Here is a 16,787-nt window from a genome sequence, read left to right on the forward strand (position 1 = left end):
CTTAACGGCCGCCTGCATGAATCCTTACCATTTCCTTAACAAACGCTGATAAAGTTATGAGCGGCGTGCGACGGGGAGCGCGATCTCAAATACGGTCCGGCTTCGGTCGCTGCGCGCCGAGACGCGGCCGCCGTGCACCTCTGCGATGCTCTTGACGATGGCGAGCCCGAGCCCCGTCCCGCCGGATGTCCGCGAGCGGTCTCCCCGGTAGAAGCGGTCGAAAATAAACGGCAGGTCGCCCGCCGGGATCGGATCGCCGTAATTCACGACGCGGATGACTGCAATTTCTTCCTGGCGATCAATGTCGATGTCCACATACGGACTTGTGCTGCCGTGCGCGATCGCGTTGGTCATCAAATTTTCGAACGCCCGGACGAGCAGGTTGCCGTCGGCTTCGATGACGAGCGGCGCCTCCGGCGCGCTCAGACGGCAGGACATCGAGGCCTTCTCGAGGCTCGGGACGAACTCCTCCGCGAGCTGGCGCAGGAGGCCCGTCAGGTCGAGCGATGTCCAGGCGAGCGGCATGCCGCCTCCGATGCGCGTATATTCGAACAGGTCGTCGATCAGCTTTTTCAGCGCGCGCGACTTCTCGTAGGCGATGTTGACGTAATGGCGCAGCTCGACCTCGTCCTTGTAGCGGTCCTGCTCGATCACCTCCAGGAAGCCCAGGATGGATGTGAGCGGCGTGCGAAGATCGTGCGAGACGCCGGTGATCAGATCGTTTTTCGTTTTCTCGGCATGACGCTCGTCGCGGATCGAACGATCAAGCTGCTCCGCCATCGCATTGATGCTCTCGGCGATCACCGCGAGATCGCCGTAGGACCGATCCACCTCGATCCGGTATTCGAACCGGCCGCTCGCCAATGCCTGCAATCCTGCAGTGATGCGCTCGAGGTATTCCCTCAGCCTGCGGGACAGCCTGTCGATGCTGCCGGCGGCTTGACCGAGCTCGTCGCGCAGTGGCGGGAGCGCGCCTGCGCCGAGGTTGCCGTTCGCCATATCGCGCAGCGCGTCGTCGAGCTGCTCCAGCCGGCGGATCGTGCCGCGGCTGAACAGAAAATAAAAGAAAAGAAAAGATGCCCCGCCCAGTACAACCAGTACAGGGACGGAGCCGAAGCGATTAATGACGCTCGCCATCGTCCCGGTGAGCAGGGGCACTGTAATCAGGATGTGCGCGAGCAGGTAAAAAGCCCACAGAATCACTGCCGTCAGCGCAGCGCTGGCTAGCGCCGCGGCCAGGAATTTCCAGCGAACGGTGTGCAGCCATTTAAAATCGAGCTTGAAGGGCATAGCCGAAGACACGCTTCTTTCTATGGGAGAGATGGGGCGGCGCCGGCGCGACGGTCAGTTCGGATCGATCTTGTATCCGATGCCCCACACCGTCTTGATATAGCGCGGCGACTGCGGGTCCTTTTCAATTTTCTCGCGCAGCTTGCGGATATGGACCATGACCGTGTTTTTGGATTCCATGAACGGCTCGTTCCACACTTCCTGATAGATCTTGTCCATGCTGAGCACGATGCCGCGATTGACGGCCAACAGACGCAGGATGGCGAACTCGCGCGGCGTCAGCTTGATCTCTTCGCCATCGGCCGTCACCGTATGCATGGCCGTGTTGATGACGAGATCGTCGATCTCGATCTGCGCTTCGTCCGCGCTCGCGGCCCGCCCGAACTGCTTGTAGCGCCGCAGCTGCGACTTGACGCGGGCCATCAGCTCCAGCGGGTTGAACGGCTTCGTGACATAGTCGTCCGCGCCGATGCTAAGTCCCGCGATCTTGTCGATATCCTGGCTCTTGGCGGACAGCAGGATGATCGGCAGCTCGCGCGTCTCGCGAATGCGCATGCAGGCTTCGATGCCGTCCATGCGGGGCATCATCACATCCATGATGATCAGGTCGACGGTGTGCCGCTCAAGCTGATCCAGCGCTTCGAGTCCGTCCGACGCTTTGAGCAGCGTATAGCCTTCGTTGAGAAAGTAGATCTCCATCAGCTTGATGATTTCTTTTTCGTCGTCGACCAGCAGTATCGTTCCTCTTGCAGCCATTGGTTCCTCCCGTGCGACCGTCAATTCCGTATCTCATCTACCCCCAATATAGCACAATCGCTGTCGCGGCAATTCTTAAGACATGCTTAAACTTTGGACGTGCTCCGTCTCCGCGGTTGACCCGAGACTATTGTCCGCTCTATAATGAACTCCAAGCAATGTCATCTATTCAGGCGACGACCAAAGACAACATCCCCTTCGAGGACCGGACAGAGAATGAGGTGCAAGGTGCGAGCCTCAGCGGCGACCGGGAGCGGATTACCCCTTTGCAGCCGTAACGTCGAACCTGCGGGCCGTATTCGGCCGCCGCGGCAGTAGGCGCTACCGTCTTATCCCCGTTACCGGATACCGATTGAGGACTTTGCCATACATGACGCGGCCGCTGGCCGATACATGGACCGGCGGGTCGAATTAGGGTGGAACCACGAGCTGAACGCACTCGTCCCTTGAGGAGATGTGCGTTTTTTTGCGTTCAATACAACCCTAAGGAGGCTTGTTCGATGGTAAAGGTAACGTTGGCGGATGGAAAAATGCGAGAGGTGGCCGGCGGCACGACCGTCGGCGAGCTGGCCGGCAGTCTGAGCGCGAGCCTCGGGAAAAAGGCGGTTGCGGGCAAAATCGACGGCAAACCCGTTGACCTGGCGGCGCCGATCGAAAAAGATTGCCGCGTGGAGGTCGTCACGCTGGACAGTCCGGATGGTCTCGAAGTATACCGGCACAGCACGGCGCATCTGATGGCGCAGGCGATCCGTCGCATTTACGGCGGTGCGGACGCCGTCAAGCTGGGCATCGGGCCGGTCATTCAGGACGGATTTTATTATGACATCGATATGGAGCGGCCGTTGTCGGAGACCGATCTGGCTGCCATCGAGCAAGAGATGGCGCGCATCGCGGCAGAGGATCTGCTCATCGTCCGTCATGCGGTCAGCCGCGAGGAGGCGGCGCGGCGGTTCGCCGGGGACCCGCTCAAGCTGGAGCTGATCCGGGATCTGCCCGCGGACGCCGTCATCACCGTATACGAGCAGGGCGAATTCGCGGACCTGTGCCGCGGCCCGCATCTGCCGTCGACCGGCCGCATCATGGCGTTCAAGCTGATGAGCGTGGCGGGCGCATACTGGCGGGGCGACGCGAACAACAAGATGCTGCAGCGCATCTACGGCACTGCTTTTCCCAAGGAAGCCGATCTGCTCGAGCATCTGCATCTGCTGGAGGAAGCCAAGAAGCGCGATCATCGCAAGCTCGGCAAGGAGCTCGAGCTGTTCATGTTCTCCGAGGAAGCGCCGGGCATGCCGTTCTACCTGCCCAAGGGGATGACGATCCGGACCGCGCTTGAGAACTTCTCGCGCGAGGTGCAGGGCAGACGGGATTACGACGAGGTGCGCACGCCGTTTATGATGAACAACCGCATCTGGGAGCAGTCCGGGCACTGGGAGCATTACAAGGACAACATGTACTTCACGCAGGTGGACGAGACGAAGTTCGCGCTGAAGCCGATGAACTGCCCGGGACATATGCTGATCTACAAAAACGAGCTGCACTCCTACCGCGAGCTGCCGATTCGTCTCTCCGAGTTCGGTCAGGTTCACCGGCACGAGTTCTCCGGCGCGCTGAACGGGATGATGCGGGTGCGCACGTTCTGTCAGGACGATGCCCATATCTTCCTGCGTCAGGACCAGATCGAGGAGGAGATCAAGCGGACGATCTCGCTCATTGACGAGATATACCAGGTGTTCGGCTTCGCATACAAGATCGAGCTGTCGACCCGTCCCGAAGACTTCCTCGGCACGGAGGAGACATGGGACGAGGCCGAGCGCGGGCTGCAGAACGCCCTGGAGAAGCTGGGACTTGCGTACCAGTTCAACGAAGGCGACGGCGCCTTCTACGGCCCCAAGATCGACTTCCACATCCAGGACGCCTTGAAGCGCAGCTGGCAATGCGGCACGATCCAGCTCGACTACCAGATGCCGGACAAGTTCGACCTGACCTATATCGGCGAAGACGGCCACAAGCATCGGCCGATCGTCATTCACAGAGCCATCTACGGCTCGATCGACCGCTTTATCGGCATGCTGACCGAGCACTACGGCGGCGCGTTCCCGCTCTGGCTGGCGCCTGTGCAGGCAAAGCTGCTGCCGGTATCGGATCAGTATCTCGACTATGCGCTCCAGGTCAAGCGCGAGCTGGCCGAGGCGGGCATCCGGGTCGAGATCGATGTCCGCGGCGAGAAGCTCGGCTACAAGATCCGCGAGGCCCAGCTCGAGAAGGTGCCGTACATGCTCATCGTAGGCGACCAAGAACGGGAGAGCGGCACGGTCGCGGTGAGACGGCGGGGCGCCGGCGATGCGGGTCCGATGGCGGTCGCGGAGCTGAGGGAGCGGCTGGTGCGAGAGATACAAGAGAAGATCTGATCGATTAGTAATGAAGTCCCGCTACGTACGACGGCGGGGCTTCATTTTCTTTGTTAGAAAAGAAATATTATTATTGAAATCCATTTATTACTATCCTATAGTTCTAGGAAGAAAGACAGAAATGCTGATGATGATTCACGTTATATTTAAGGCAAGAGCTTTCAAATGCGGAGAGGGGAAAACCGGCTTGAAAAAGATTTTGGCGACCGGCAACGCTGCTATTCTAAGTTTGATTTTACTTCTATCATTAGGGCTTTCCGGTTTAGGACCTCGTCAGGCGGAAGCCGCGATCGCCTCTTCAAACTTGCAGGACCCAAGCACTACCGTATTGCAGAGCGATGCGGATGTGCTTGCTTACTTCGGGACAGGGCGCCAGCGTATCGTCAGCACTTCCGACAGTCTGCAGATCGTTGGCAAGAGCGTCGATATGCGCGGCAAGGCGCATTATCGCATCCAGCAGTTCTACAAAGGAATCCCGGTCTACGGGAGTTACATTACGGCTCACCTGAACAGCGGCCGCAGTTTGTACGCGGCGACAAATGGGACGGATCCCGGCCTGGCGAGTCTGGCGCTTGACAGCGTCCCCCTGCTGAGCCCGGAAGATGCCATTGCAGCGCTGCGGGCGGCGATCGGCCAGGCGGCGCAGGAGGCGCAGGATTCCGCCCAATCGGACGCTGGGGAGTCTGCAGCTGTTATCGGCGGATCGGCTAAGCCAACCGCGGAGCTGTTGTATTACCCTGTCGACAAAGACACGTACACGCTGGCATATCGGGTGGAGCTGAGCGCGTCTTTGCCTGCCCTCGGCCGTTGGTACGGCTTTGTCGACGCAAGGAGCGGCGAGGTGCTGAAGAAGCTGAGCCGCTCCGCGGACGCCGCTGCCGAAAGCATAGGATTAACCGGCTACGGTTATTTCAAAGACTTGAAAGCTTTGCAGGGGATTTTCCGGTTCCAGCGCTATTATCTGGTCGACACGACCAAGCCGATGTACGGCAGCGAACAGGGCGTCGAATGGGGCACGATCGAGACGTACGATGCGGGTAATCTGTACGAGCCGGTGAGCTCCCTGGACCGAGGCTTCGGAGACGCGAATCCGGAAGCGATCGACGCGCATTATTTTGCCGGACAAGTTTACGATTTTTATCTGAATCGATTCGGCAGGAACAGCCTCGACGGGAACGGCATGTCGATCCAGTCGGTCGTGAACGCGGGGCCGATCGACAACGCCTTCTGGGACGGCAGCGTCATCTGGTACGGCGACGGCAGCCAATCGATGGCCTGTCTGAGCTGCGCGAACGATGTCGTGGCGCATGAATTGACGCATGCGGTAACGGAGCATACGGCCAATCTCGAATACAGCGGGCAGTCGGGCGCGCTGAACGAGTCGTTCTCGGATATCCTCGCAGCCGTATTCGACGACGATAATTGGCTGATCGGCGAGGACGCAGGCATCGTGGGCGGACACGGTTACCTGCGCAGCCTGCAGCATCCGGAAGATAGTCTCTCGCCTCAGCCCTCGAACATGTCGGGCTATATGAATCTGCCGGAGGATGACGGCCACGACAACGGCGGCGTTCATGCGAACAGCGGCATTCCGAATCGCGCCGCTTATTTGATCGCTGAAGGTGTGGACAGCATTCCGGGCCTGGAGGGCCAGGGCCGGAAGCTGCTCGGCGATATGGCGTACGGGGCGCTGACCTCGTATTTGACGCCGACGGCCCAATTCGCCGACGCGCGCGACGCTTTTGTACTGGCCGCCGGCGATCTGGACTTGTCCGATACGCTGCGCTCCGCCGTCATCGACAAGGTGAAGTCGGCATGGGAAGCGGTCGGCCTCGGGTATACGGGTGCCGAGAACGCGATCGTCTCCCTGGACGTGCCGGGCTTGCTCGGGCCCGCCACAATCGACGCCGCAGCGGGAACCGTGTCCTTCAGCGCCGCATACGGCACGGACCTGACGCAGTTGTCCGCAGCGATCGGCATCTCCCCGGGCGCTTCGATCAGCCCGGATCCGGCGGCGATCAGAAGCTATCTGACTCCCGTCGTGTATCGCGTGACCGCCAAGAACGGCACGGCCCGCGATTGGACCGTATCGGGCGCCGTGGCCGATCCGCTGGGCGCTAACGATATTACGGCGTTTAACCTGGAGCTGCTATGGGGGCCGGCCGTCATCGATGCCGCAAACCATACGGTGACCGTCTATGCGGAGGCGGACGACGATCTGTCTGCGCTGACGCCTCGCGTGACCGTATCCGAAGGCGCGACCGTGACGCCTGCCAGCGGAACCAAGGTGAACCTGAACGCAGAGCAGGCTTATACGGTCACCGCGCAGAACGGATCGAAGCAGCGCTGGACCGTGCGGGCGGTCAAGGATTCGTCCAGTCCGAAGGCAGTCGGCGGCTATACGCGTACTTCGATGCTGATCGTGCTTGGCTTCGATACGGCGATGGACGATTCTTCGCTCGGCAATCCGGCAAGCTACACGGTGAAGCCGCTGAAGGCGAGCCTCGGCTCGCCCAAGGTGATCAAAGTTGAAAAGGAATGTCGATCGTCCTCCATCGTCTATCTGACGCTGGACCGGCCGCTTTCCTCCAATGAAGTCTACGAGATCACGGTGGCTAATGTCCGCTCTGCGCAAGGGCTGACTGTCCGTCCGGATGCAACCGATATTTACGTGCAGATGAACGATACGGAGGGGCCGGTACTGAGCACGGCGCGGGCGGCAGGCGACAAGCTGACGCTGACGTACAGCGAGCCTGTCGTAGCGTCCTATGACGCAGTTATGTCGTCCATGCGCGTGGAATTGAACGGAACGAACGATCCGATCAAACAATGGACGGTGAAGGGCAGACATCTCGTCTTGACCTTGACGAATGCTGTCAAGACGGGCAACATCGTCAAGTTCAATTATAAACCTGCAACGTCGGCGAATGCGCTCGTCGACATGGCGGGCAACCCGGCCGCCGTCGTATCCGGCGCGACGGCACTGAACCGGACGGCGACGAATACCGTTACGGGTGCCCGAGATTGGGCGCGCTTCACGGGCGAAGTCAAGCAGATGATCCAGCACCCGACCTTGCCGATCGTCTATGCGATCTTCAAGGACAGCCGCCAGATCGCAGCCGTGAATCTGTCTACGGGAGCGACGGTGGAGGCGACGATGGACCGCCAGCCGGAACGGTTGTATGCGGCGAACGGCCAACTGTACGTGGCGCTTGTGGACCGGCCGCACGACTATACATGGTGGGATAAGGACCAGACGGGCGCGATCGCAATATTAAATGAGCAGTCGCTGCAGACGGCCAAGCAGTTTACGGTCGATATCGATCCGTTCGATCTGGTCGTTACTTCGGGCAATATTGTATTTGTCTCTTCCGGTTCGGGCCAGTGGACGAACCTGAGCTCTTATAACGGAGCGACGGGCATGCGGATCGACTCAAGGATGATCAGGCAGGCCTCATACTTGGTACATGTACCTCAGTTGAACAAAATCTACGACATTACTACAGAAGTATCGCCCAGAGATATTGAAGCCTTTGAAATAAATGCAGCCGGTTCGATATTAACGCCGGACAGATACGATCACAGTTCACCTTATCATGGAGACTATCCGATGTTTTATCCGCTATGGGTGTCGCCGGACGGCAAGCACCTGTTCAACAGAGCGGGCACGGTGTTCAGTGCCGCTTCAAGCAAGCAGGAGGACATGCTGTACGAGGGAAGCATCCCCGCATTTGACGATATCGCGTTCGAAGCGGGCGGGACGGGATTCTACACGCTAGGCGATCACCAGGTCATCAAGTACAACGATACGTCGCTGCGTACAGTGACGGAGAGCTTCCCGGTGGGATGGAACGTTACGGGTATTCTGCCGGGTTACGGCGGACGAATGCTGTATGTGCGGACGGACGAAATGGGCGTGACGTTGACCAGAAGTCCTGGAGAAACGGCACCGACGGCAGAAAATCTGCCGCCGACACTCGAGATTAATGTCAGCGAGCCGATAACTCCGTGTCCGCTGCCGACAAGCGGCGCTGGCGACAACGGCGGTGGCTCTGGCGACAACGGTGGCGGTGGCGGTGGCGGCGGTGGCGGCGGTGGCGGTGGCGGTGCGCCTGCGGGAACCGACAGCGGCAGCAAGACGGCGAGCGGCAGGCTGAGCGAGAGCGATCTGCACGCCGACAAGCAAACCGACAGCCAGGGCCGCTCAATCGTTGTCCTGCAGCCTGAAGGAGCCGTGCTGGAGGCGGCGTTCAAGGCTGCGCAACGGGAGGCCGACGATTATGCCAAGCAGCATTCAACGATCGCGCCTCCCAAGGTCGTCCTGCCGATCGCCAGTCTGGGGGACGGTGTCAGAGCCCGCTTGGATTTGTCTTCGCTTATCGCGGGGGCCGCGGCTGCGCCGAAGGCTGTCGTGACGCTGCAGACGGACGCAGCCGAATACGAGATACCCGTCGGACTGTTGACGGGCAATGCAGTGAAGCAGGCATGGGGCGGTCAGTCGTTTCCTTCGGACTTGCGGATTGTGATCCAAGTGCAGAAGAGCGGCAGCACCACCGCTGGACAGATTAACGATTTGTTGAAAAAGGAAAGCCTGGACTCGCTAAGCGACGCGCTGGATTTTGAAATTGTGCTGGAATCCGGCGGCGAAAGCAAGAGCTTTACGAACTTTGGCGGCACGTACGTGACCAAGCGCTTGATCGTAAACGGCACGGCCGACGTTGGCGGCGTATCGGCGCTGACTTACGACCCCGAAGTTCGGGCGATGGTATTCGTACCGTCATTTGCTCGTATCCAGGACGGCAAGCTTACGGTCGAGGTCAAGACGCCGCACAATAGCGTGTACACGATCGTCCGTGCCGCCAAGTCGTTCGCAGACCTGGCGAATCGTCCGGACAGAAGCGACATTGAAGCGATGGCAGCGCGCAAGCTGGTGCTCGGGACCGGCCAGCGCTTCGAGCCCGATCGGGCCGTGACGCGCGCCGAATTTGCGGCTCTCCTCGTCAGAGCGCTGGGGCTCGCGCAGCCATCCGGGACCTCGGCCTTCAAGGATGTGGCGCAGGGAGCCTGGTACGAGCCTGCTGTGACGTCTGCGGTTAATGCGGGCCTTGTAACCGGATACGGCAATGGCAAGTTCAACCCTGCCGGCATCATCAGCAGGCAGGAAATGGCGGTTATGCTGAAGCGCGCCGCAACCTATGCCGGAGGCTTGCCGGCGATCAGTACGGCGCAAGCTTCACAGGCTGTCGCAGGCGAACGGATCGCCGCCTGGGCTGAAGCCGACGTCCGCTCGCTGCTGGAGGCGGGCATTCTCGAACGGTCGGTCTCCGGCAGCTTCGAACCGTCGGCGGCTGCGAGCCGGTCGACGGCGACGATCGCCCTGAAGCGGCTTCTGGAGAAGCTGCAGCTGATTAACGGTTAAGAAAGGCGCAAACGGTTTTTCGTCTCCCTGGCAGCAGCCTGGATCTATAATAAATCGGTCAGCGAGTCTGCTGCGGAAGACTCCGCAACAAGTCGATCCGCCTGAAGAAAGCTCGTCAACCTTGTCTGCATATTCGGCCAAGTCCCTTCATAGGAATGAAGCATGGACTAACCAATCGCAGAGGGGTTGATGTGATGCTTCGCAAGCTGCCGTGGATCGCGGCCGCCGTAGTGCTCATCGCGACGTTGCTGTCGGGATGCGGCGCAGGCAAGAGTGCCGATTCGGTCGTGAAGGATCTTGGCAAGTTGTCGGACAAGATGGACAGCTATCAGGCCAGCGGGGTCATGACGCTGCACAGCGGCCAGCAGCCGCAAGCCTACAAGGTCGAGGTGTGGTATCAGAAGCCTCAATTTTACCGCGTCGCCCTCACGAGCGAGAGCCGCGCCGTCACGCAGATCGTGCTTCGCAACGACGACGGCGTGTTCGTCCTGACGCCGAGTCTGAACAAGAGCTATCGCTTCCAGAGCGACTGGCCGGACAACCAGGGCCAAGTGTACCTGCTGCAGACGCTGCTCCACAGCATTACGGTGGACAATTCGCGGCAGTTCGCGTCCGAAAAGGACTCCTATGTGTTCAACGTCATGGCCGGCAACTATCAGAACGGCTCCTTCGCCCGCCAGAAGATCTGGCTGGACAAGAACGACTATTCGCCGCAGCAGGTCGAGGTGACCGACACGAATTCGAACGTGCTGGTGGACGTGAAGTTCGACAGCTTCGAATTCGGCAAGAAGTTCGACAAGTCCGCGTTCGACATGCAGCAGAATCTGGCGACGGCGCCCAAGGGCGGCGCCAGCACGACCGGTGCGGACGGCCAGGCTTCGCCGCAGGCGAGCGGCGCTGTGGACGGCGCGGCGGACCCGACCTCGGCCGATCCGGATGCAGGCGTATCCGGCGGCACGGACGACGGCGCCGAGCTGGCGGCGATCGAGCCGGACCCGCTCATGCTGCCGGAAGGCGTCACGCAGGTTGAAGCGCCGTTCGACGTGCAGCTTGGTGACGGCGTGCAGGGCGTCATGCTCCGCTACAGCGGCACGTATGATTTCTCGATCATCGAGTCCAAGTCCCGCGACCGCGCCGTCTCGGCGCAGGCGGAGACGAGGGCGATCGACCTCGGCTTCACGGTCGGCTTCCTGACCGAGGACGACACGCAGTCGCTGTCCTGGACGTACGACGGCATGGACTATCGTCTGACGACGGTGGACCTGCCGCCCGAGGATATGGCGCGCGTCGCGCAGGCGCTCGTCGATCAGTCCGGCAAATAATGCAAGCCGCCTGCATGCGATTATCCAAAAAACCGGTCCTAAGACCGGTTTTTTGGCATCGCTGAGATGCCGCAGCCAACCATTGGCTGGCGCGATTGCGTTGACAGTAAGCACCTCACCCGGTAACATAACCTTATTAGCAAGCTAGGGTTCTGGCAGAAGTAGGTGACGCAAGGTGGAAGGGTATTACAGACCGACCGCAGCCGTGATCTCGCTGGATGCGATGCACGACAACGTGACGGCCTTCAGATCGCGTCTGGTTCCGGGCACGAGGCTGCTCGCCTCGGTGAAGGCCAACGCATACGGCCATGGCGCGGTCTGGTCTGCGCGTACCGCCGTTGCGGCGGGCGCGGACTATCTGGGCGTCGCTTTTCTGGACGAAGCACTTCAGCTGCGCGATGCCGGCCTCGACACGCCGGTGCTCGTGCTCGGGCTGACGCCCGCCGCGGCGTTCGAGGCCGCGCGCGCGCGCGGCGTCACCGTGACGCTGTACCGCGAGGACCAGCTGGACGCGATCGAGCGGATGTCCGCTGCGGGGCCGAAGCTGAAGGCCCATATCAAGATCGATTCCGGCATGGGGCGGCTCGGCGTGCTGCCCGGGCCTGCGGCCGAGCGCTTCCTCGAGAGAGCGCTGCAGCTGCCGCAGCTCGCTGTCGAGGGCATGTATACGCATTACGCGAAGGCGGACGAAGCGGATAAGACGTACACGGCGATGCAGGCCGAGCGATTCGGCTCGGTCGTCGACTACGTCCGGCGCGCGCAGCTGCCGATCGGACTCATCCATGCCGGCAATACCGCCGCGGGCATCGACCTGCCGCCCCATGTGGGGGGCATGCTGCGTCTGGGCATCGGCATGTACGGTCTGTATCCGAGCGGCGAGGTCCGCCGGGACGAGATCGCGCTGCAGCCGGTGATGTCGCTGCGCACCCGGCTCGCCCACGTCAAGACGCTGAGCGCCGGCGAGGGCATCAGCTACGGCACGAGATACGTGACGGAGAAGACGGAGCGGATCGGCACGCTGCCGGTCGGGTATGCCGACGGCTACAGCCGGATGCTGTCCGGCAAGGCCGAGGTGCTGGTCCGCGGACGGCGTCATCCGGTCGTCGGATCGATCTGCATGGACCAATGCATGGTCCGGCTGGAGGATGGCCCCGCCGGTGACGGCCCCGCTTGGGAGCCGGACGAGGAGGTCGTGCTGTTCGGCCGCCAAGGAGACGCGGAGCTGCCGGTCGAGGAGCTGGCCGATCGGCTGGGCACGATCAATTATGAAGTGACTTGCATGGTGGCTGCGCGCGTGCCGAGAGTGTACGTGCGGGGCGGAGAGATCGTTGACGTCGTGAATCCGCTGCTCGTCCGCTAGGCGAGGCGGGTTCGACATTTTTTCAGGCTGTCAAGCAGGAATGCGTCGCAGCATGCGCGAATGGTATTGGTTAGTCGTATATTTCCTTTCGCGGTACGGGATACTGGAAATTATTGCAGGATGGAATTATTTTGGGGGTGCGTGTTCGGTGGCCAATTTGCACAATACGAAGCGGATTATGATCAGTCTGCCCGATCATCTGCTGCGTGAGGTCGATTATGTAGCTGCGAACGAGAATTCGAACCGCAGCGAGGTCGTCCGCCAGGCGATGAAGCAGTATCTGGTAGACAGGAAAAAGCGACTGATCCGCGACGCAATGCAGCGGGGATACCTGGAGATGGCCAAGATCAACCTGAACATGGCGTCCGAAGCGTTCCATGCCGAGGAAGACGCCGAGAGCACGCTCGGCCGGCTCGTGAGCGGGGTGTAGCGATTGATCGTCAAACGCGGGGATGTGTTCTACGCGGACTTGTCGCCTGTCGTCGGCTCCGAGCAAGGCGGCGTACGTCCGGTGCTCGTCATTCAGAACGATATCGGCAACAGGTTCAGCCCGACGGTGATCGTAGCCGCGATCACGGCCCAGATTCAGAAGGCGAAGCTCCCGACGCATGTCGAGATCGAGGCCAAGGAGCACGGGATGGAGCGCGATTCGGTGGTGCTGCTCGAGCAGATCCGCACGATCGACAAGCAGCGTCTCACGGACAAGATCACGCATCTGGACGAAGAGATGATGCGCAAGGTGGACGAAGCGCTGCTGATCAGCGTCGGATTGATCGATTTTTAACAGAACGGTTCCCGGGAAAGAGGGAATCGTTCTTTTTTTATGCAAAATTCGACTTCGCCGGATCATCATTCTCTTGCTTCCCTCTGGCACTTTCCTGCATAATAGATATAATGCGGTGAAGCGCTAAAGCTTCTCCGTCGTGGAGGGGTTATGGCTACCTACGATTCAGATGCAAGAACGCGAATATTGCTGGCCGCCAAGCGATTGTTCGCGCGCAAAGGCTTTGACGGGACGACGGTCAGAGAGATCGGGCTGGAAGGGGATACGAATCCCGCTCTCGTTTCCTATTATTTTCAAGGCAAGGACAAGCTGTTCGAGGCGCTGCTCGACGCCTTTTTTCCAATCGAGCTTGTGCGGGAGACGGCCGCGGCTCCGCTGGAACCGGTAGCCGGCCTTAAGATCGTGATCCGCGAGATTGTGAGTTTCCAGGCGCAGGATCCCGAGCTGATCCGCGTTATTCAGAATGAGATCGGCGGAGAGACGGCCAGACGCGACTTGATCCGGGAGTACCTCATTCCGGTATGGGGGAAGCTGAGATCGCTGCTCGAGGAGGGCAAGCGGCAGGGCGTGTTCCATTATCGCTCGCTCGACAGCGCCTTCCTCTACATCTGGGGCGGCATTATGTATCGCCGCGAGTTCAATTACTTCGATCCGGTGCTGTCCGAGCCGGCGCCGGATGAGGAGCATCTGTGCGAGGATCTGACTGCGTTCGTGCTGGCCGCGCTCGGCTGCCCGGAAGCGGACGACAGGGCTGAGGCGATATAGCGACTTTGACGACGCTTCCTGCGGGAGGCGTCTTTTGTTAAGATGAGAGCAAGCATGAGCTTCGGGGCCAACCGCAGAACTTGAGCGAACTTACGAAGCATGGAATATGAAAAGGAGTTGCGCATGTGATGAATGAAGCGACTACGACGGAGGACGCGCGCCGCGCCGCGGAGCGCATGATCGCCCAGATCGCCTCGGAGCTGGGGCTGAAGCCCGCCCAGGTCCGCACGGTGGCCGGCCTCCTCGACGAAGGCAATACGATCCCGTTCATCGCCCGCTACCGCAAGGAGATGACCGGCGAGCTCGACGAGAACGTCCTGCGGGCCATCGAGGAGCGGCGCGGCTACCTGAAGCAGCTCGAGGACCGCAAGGGCGAGGTGCTGCGCCTGATCGACGAGCAGGGCAAGCTGACGCCGGAGCTGTCGGCCGCGATCGCCGCCGCCGTCAAGCTGCAGGAGCTTGAGGACTTGTACAGGCCGTACCGGCAAAAGCGCAAGACGAGAGCGAGCGTCGCCAAGGAACGCGGGCTTGAGCCGCTGGCGGGCTGGATGCTGTCCCAGCCGCGCCAGGGCGATCTGCTGCGCGAGGCAGCCCGGTATGTCGACGCGGCGAAGGGCGTCGGCAGCGCGGAGGAGGCGATCCAGGGCGCGATGGACATCGTGGCCGAGGGCATCGCGGACGACGCGGACATCCGCAAGTGGGTGCGCCGCTTCACCTGGGACCACGGCGTGCTGCAGAGCAAGGCCAAGGACGCCGAAGCCGAGTCCGTCTACGAGATGTACTACAAGTACAGCGAGCCGGTCAAGCGCCTGCCGCCGCATCGCGTGCTCGCGATCAACCGGGGCGAGCGTGAGGACGTGCTCGCCGTCGGCCTCGAGGTGCCGGTTGAGCGCGTCGTGGCCGAGCTGCACAGGCGAACGCTGCGCGGGCCGTCTCCGGCCCGGGACGCGCTGGCTGCGGCGGCCGAGGATGCCTACAAGCGGCTGGTCGCGCCGTCGATCGAGCGCGAGCTGCGGGGCGAGCTGACGGACAAGGCGGAGGAGCACGCGATCTCGATCTTCTCCGAGAATCTGCGCAATCTGCTGCTCCAGCCGCCGGTCAAAGGCCAGGTCGTGCTCGGCGTCGATCCGGCGTACCGCACGGGCTGCAAGCTTGCCGTCGTGGACGACACGGGCAAGCTGCTCGAGGTGGCGGTGTCGTACCCGACACCGCCGCACAACAAGAAGGCGGAGGCCGAGGCGCTGTTCCGCAGGCTCATCGGCGAGTACGGCGTGACGCTCATCGTCGTCGGCAACGGCACGGCCTCACGGGAGACGGAGCAGTTCGTCGTGTCGGTCATCAAGGGTCTGCCTGAGCGGGGACTCCAGTACTTGATTGTCAACGAGGCGGGAGCCAGCGTCTACTCGGCGTCCAAGCTCGCGCAGGAGGAGTTCCCGGATCTGGACGTCGCCGAACGCAGCGCGGTGTCGATCGCCCGCAGGCTGCAGGACCCGCTCGCGGAGCTCGTGAAGATCGAGCCCAAGGCGATCGGGGTCGGGCAATACCAGCACGACGTGTCGCAGAAGCGGCTCGACGAGAGCCTCGGCGGCGTCGTGGAGTCGGCGGTCAACCACGTCGGCGTCGACGTGAACACGGCCTCGCCTTCGCTGCTGTCGTACGTGTCGGGCATCAACGCCACGCTCGCCAAGAACATCGTCAAGGCGCGCGAGGAGAACGGCAAGTTCACCGACCGCAAGCAGCTGCAGAAGGTGCCGCGGCTCGGCGCCAAGGCGTTCGAGCAATGCGCGGGCTTCCTGCGCATCACCGAAGGCAGCCATCCGCTCGACCGCACGCCAATCCATCCGGAGTCGTACGGCGTCGTGGACAAGCTGTTCAAGGCGCTCGGCCTGAAGCTCGACCGCCTCGGCGACGACGACGTCAAAGAGCGCCTGCGCGGCGTAGATGCGGCCCAGACGGCCGCTGAGCTTGGTGTGGGTGTGCCGACGCTGCGCGACATTCTGGACAGCCTCCAGCGGCCCGGACGCGATCCGCGGGACGAGCTGCCGCCGCCGATCTTCCATACTGACGTGCTCGATATCGAGGACCTCAAGCCGGGGATGGAGCTGACCGGCACGGTCCGCAATGTCGTCGACTTCGGCGCCTTTGTCGACATCGGCATCAAGAACGACGGTCTCGTACACATCTCCCAGATCAGCAACCGGTTCGTCAAGCACCCGACCGAAGTCGTCGCCGTAGGCGACACGGTCAAGGTGTGGGTCATGGGCGTCGATCTGAAGAAGGGACGCGTCAGTCTGACGATGAAGGGACCGGCCGAAGCCTGACGGGTTCTTCGCGGTCAGTCGAAGTGCGAATACGAACAGCCGCCCCGGATGCGGCGCAGCAAGGTCTGCGCGCGTATCGGGGGCGGCTGTCTTTTTTATCGATAGGTATGAGGTTCTGATCGGCACGTATTATTGACGGGGACCGGCGGCCGCATCCTTCGCGGGCTGGCGGTAGTAGAAAAACCAGCAATCGTTCAGCATCTTGATCTGGCGGCGATCCTTCTTCTGATAAGCCCTCATCATCTGATTGCACAGCCATTGCGGCATAGCCGTCGTCCTCCTCCACTGTCATGCTGTACTTCTACCTTATGGAGCGGAGGGGCGGGTCGTGCAGGTCCGACTGCAGGTTGCCGCGCAAAAAT

The 16,787-nt window shown here is 61.3% G+C and carries 11 protein-coding genes; 8 read left to right on the top strand and 3 right to left on the bottom strand.

Features of this window, described 5'->3' with window-relative positions:
• Positions 1 to 54 precede the first annotated feature (54 nt).
• Positions 55 to 1,290: a sensor histidine kinase gene (locus tag VQ071_RS22080; protein ID WP_340516396.1), complete on the bottom strand. Its 1,236-nt coding sequence runs from the start codon at positions 1,288 to 1,290 to the stop codon at positions 55 to 57.
• A 54-nt stretch (positions 1,291 to 1,344) separates the two neighbouring features.
• Positions 1,345 to 2,046, bottom strand: a complete 702-nt coding sequence (locus VQ071_RS22085) for a response regulator transcription factor (protein WP_340516397.1) — start codon at positions 2,044 to 2,046, stop codon at positions 1,345 to 1,347.
• 500 nt (positions 2,047 to 2,546) lie between these two features.
• Here VQ071_RS22085 and thrS point away from each other — a divergent pair, with 500 nt between their 5' ends.
• The 8 genes from thrS (at position 2,547) to VQ071_RS22125 (ending at position 16,425) form a co-directional block, all read left to right on the top strand.
• Positions 2,547 to 4,454, top strand: coding sequence for a threonine--tRNA ligase (thrS, locus tag VQ071_RS22090; protein WP_340516398.1), 1,908 nt, complete (start codon positions 2,547 to 2,549; stop codon positions 4,452 to 4,454).
• A 346-nt stretch (positions 4,455 to 4,800) separates the two neighbouring features.
• Complete coding sequence (locus VQ071_RS22095) at positions 4,801 to 9,873, top strand: M4 family metallopeptidase (protein WP_340516399.1); 5,073 nt, start codon at positions 4,801 to 4,803, stop codon at positions 9,871 to 9,873.
• Between the two features lie 194 nt (positions 9,874 to 10,067).
• Positions 10,068 to 11,195 carry a LolA family protein gene (locus VQ071_RS22100; RefSeq protein WP_340516400.1) on the top strand — a complete coding sequence of 376 codons (1,128 nt, stop codon included), beginning with the start codon at positions 10,068 to 10,070 and terminating at the stop codon, positions 11,193 to 11,195.
• A 175-nt stretch (positions 11,196 to 11,370) separates the two neighbouring features.
• Complete coding sequence (gene alr, locus VQ071_RS22105) at positions 11,371 to 12,555, top strand: alanine racemase (RefSeq protein WP_340516402.1); 1,185 nt, start codon at positions 11,371 to 11,373, stop codon at positions 12,553 to 12,555.
• Between the two features lie 148 nt (positions 12,556 to 12,703).
• A complete protein-coding gene (locus VQ071_RS22110; protein WP_090114402.1) occupies positions 12,704 to 12,985 on the top strand; it encodes a CopG family ribbon-helix-helix protein in 282 nt (93 codons plus the stop codon).
• 3 nt (positions 12,986 to 12,988) lie between these two features.
• Positions 12,989 to 13,339 carry a type II toxin-antitoxin system PemK/MazF family toxin gene (locus tag VQ071_RS22115; protein WP_090114400.1) on the top strand — a complete coding sequence of 117 codons (351 nt, stop codon included), beginning with the start codon at positions 12,989 to 12,991 and terminating at the stop codon, positions 13,337 to 13,339.
• A gap of 150 nt (positions 13,340 to 13,489) precedes the next feature.
• Entirely contained in the window at positions 13,490 to 14,104 is a 615-nt protein-coding gene (locus tag VQ071_RS22120; RefSeq protein WP_340516404.1) for a TetR family transcriptional regulator, read from the top strand.
• A gap of 128 nt (positions 14,105 to 14,232) precedes the next feature.
• A complete protein-coding gene (locus VQ071_RS22125; RefSeq protein ID WP_340516405.1) occupies positions 14,233 to 16,425 on the top strand; it encodes a Tex family protein in 2,193 nt (730 codons plus the stop codon).
• A 129-nt stretch (positions 16,426 to 16,554) separates the two neighbouring features.
• Here the strand turns inward: VQ071_RS22125 and cmpA are convergent, their stop codons facing one another.
• A complete protein-coding gene (gene cmpA, locus VQ071_RS22130) occupies positions 16,555 to 16,692 on the bottom strand; it encodes a cortex morphogenetic protein CmpA (RefSeq protein WP_340516406.1) in 138 nt (45 codons plus the stop codon).
• Between the last annotated feature and the right edge of the window lie 95 nt (positions 16,693 to 16,787).

The organism is Cohnella sp. 56 (assembly GCF_037963805.1).
Lineage (GTDB): Bacteria > Bacillota > Bacilli > Paenibacillales > Paenibacillaceae > Cohnella.